This window comes from Mesorhizobium sp. M7A.F.Ca.CA.002.04.1.1, from assembly GCF_004022805.1.
Lineage (GTDB): Bacteria > Pseudomonadota > Alphaproteobacteria > Rhizobiales > Rhizobiaceae > Mesorhizobium > Mesorhizobium ciceri.
In genome coordinates, this window is sequence record NZ_RZPL01000780.1 from 1 (window position 1) to 2,521 (window position 2,521).

The window sequence follows — 2,521 nt, forward strand, 5'->3', positions numbered from 1 at the left end:
TATATCAGGTTATATTGTCGCGGTTTACCACGTGTAAAAAATGCCGAGCAATGCATATCATAGTATATGAAATAGATTAGGGGGCAGTTGCAAAGTAGAAATGGCCGCTGTCTCTATCCGGTAAATATCGGAGGGGTTTCAGCCATGACGAACAATATCGAGTTGGACAGCTTTTCGGGTTCCTTGAACGAGCATTCCGCGTCCAGTGAACACGGCGATCAGGCATCGCCGGCGGAGATCCGGGTCGCACAGGCAAATTCGACGCAGCAGGCCGCACCGGCAGCGTCCGAACCGGTGCCGGTCGATGTCGGCGGCGGAGCGCCCGTCAAGCCGGAAGCCCCCGCGGAAGCGAAGACGCTGCCGGCAGCTGCGCCGCACGAATATGTAGCCGACGCCAGCCACGTGGTAAGGCTTCCTGCCAACGCCTCCATCGACAACATCAAGGTCGACGGCCAAAACCTTGTACTCGAACAGGCCGACGGCTCGGTGATCGTGATCAAGGACGGCGCCCTGAACGTGCCGACCTTCATCATCGGCGACGTCGAGGTGCCGCGCGTTGCCTTGCTGGCGGCGCTGGAAGCCAGCCATGTCGATGTCGCCTTCGGCGCCGACGGTTCCATCTCGGCCGGCCCCGGCGGTTCGAATTCAAGCGCAGGCGGTGATTTCTCGGTTCCCCCCGGCGGCATCGGCGACGGGTTCGACCTGTCGGCATTGCTGCCGCCGACCGCCTTGCAGTTTGGGCTTCTGGATCGCCGCGAACTGTTCCCGTCCATCGTCGACAGGCCGGTTTCAGTGGTGGCCACGTCACTGCTTGCCCCGACCGAAGCGGCCAGTGAAACTGGCCTCGATGGCAACCAGACACAATCGCCTGGCAGCGACGCGCCAAGCAATTCCGAAACCTCAGGCATCGGAACGATCAGCATCGACGCACCGGATGGAATCGGGTCGATCGTTATCAACGGTGTCGCCGTCACCGGCGTCGGCCAGCAGATCCCGGGCCAGTTCGGCTATTTGGAGATCGTCTCCTACAATCCGAGCACGGGTGCTATCCAATACAATTACACGGTGACCGAATCGGTCACTCATCCCGAGCACACGAACGGGTTCGATCCCAACGACACGGTTCCGGACAATTTCAGCATCACTGTCACGGACGTCGACGGCGATTCGGCCAGCACCACCTTTGCCGTCGCCATCGTCGACGACGTGCCGACCGCGGTTGCCGATACGGACAGCGTGACGGAAGACGGCGTGACGGTCGCGGACGGCAACGTGATCACGGCCAGCGGCGGCGCGGACGCGAATGTGACGGACGGCGTCGCCGACGTTAAGGGCGCGGACGGGGCGACGGTAACGGGCGTCGAGGCAGGCACGGTCACATCGGCCTCGGGCCATGTCGGGTCGGCCGTGGCGGGCAGTTACGGTTCGATCACGATCGATGCGGACGGCCACTACAGCTACACGCTGAACAACGGCGCTGCGGCGGTCCAGGCGCTGACCACCGGCCAGCATCTGACGGACACGTTCACGTATACGCTGACCGATGGCGACGGCGACACCTCGACGACAACGGTCGAGATCACCATCAACGGCACCAACGACGTGCCGCAGGTCGTCGTTGACCAGGGCAACCCGGCCGGCGCGCATGATCAGGTCTATGAAGCAGGTCTGGCGGCGGGTTCGGCGGCCGGCGACGGCAGCACGGTTGCGACAGGCACCTTCACGGTGTCGGACGCCGACGGGCTCGACGACGTGCAGAGCGTCACCATCGGCGGCGTCACGGTTGCCATTGGCAGCCTTGACGGTTCGGTCTTCCAGGGCGACCACGGCACGCTGCTGATCACCGGCTACAACCCGGCAACCGGCGTTGCTGCCTATCAGTACACGCTGACCAGCCCGACCACGGACGTTCCGGCAGTCACCGAGACCGACAGCTTCTCGCTCACCGTCTCTGACGGCACCTCGTCGTCGGCCCCGGCAGCCATCGTCATCGACATCGTCGACGACGTGCCCAATGCGGTCAACGACACCAACAGCATCAGCGAGGACGCGCTTTCGCCGGTCAACGGCAATGTGCTGACCAACGACCTGCATGCCAACAACCAGCCGGGCGCCGACACGCCGACGAGCTTCGTCAGCTGGGATGGCTCGACGACGGGCGCGCACGGCACCTTCGTGGCCAATCCCGACGGCACCTACACCTATACGCTCAACAACGCCGATCCGGCGGTGCAGGCGCTGGATGCCGGCCAGACGCTGACCGAGACCTTCAACTACACGATGAAGGATGCCGACGGCGACACCGATACGGCAACGCTGACCATCACCATCAACGGCACCAACGACGTGCCACAGGTCGTCGTCGACCAGGGCAACCCGGCCGGCGCGCATGACCAGGTCTATGAAGCAGGTCTGGCGGCGGGTTCGGCGGCCGGCGACGGCAGCACGGTTGCGACAGGCACCTTCACGGTGTCGGACGCCGACGGGCTCGACGACGTGCAGAGCGTCACCATCGGCGGCG

At 63.9% G+C, this 2,521-nt stretch carries 1 protein-coding gene; it reads left to right on the forward strand.

What is annotated here, in order from left to right; all coding sequences use genetic code 11:
* Positions 1 to 144: 144 nt before the first annotated feature.
* Positions 145 to 2,521 (forward strand): VCBS domain-containing protein (locus ENZ75_RS28340; RefSeq protein WP_206617120.1); only part of this gene is annotated, 2,377 nt, incomplete at its 3' end.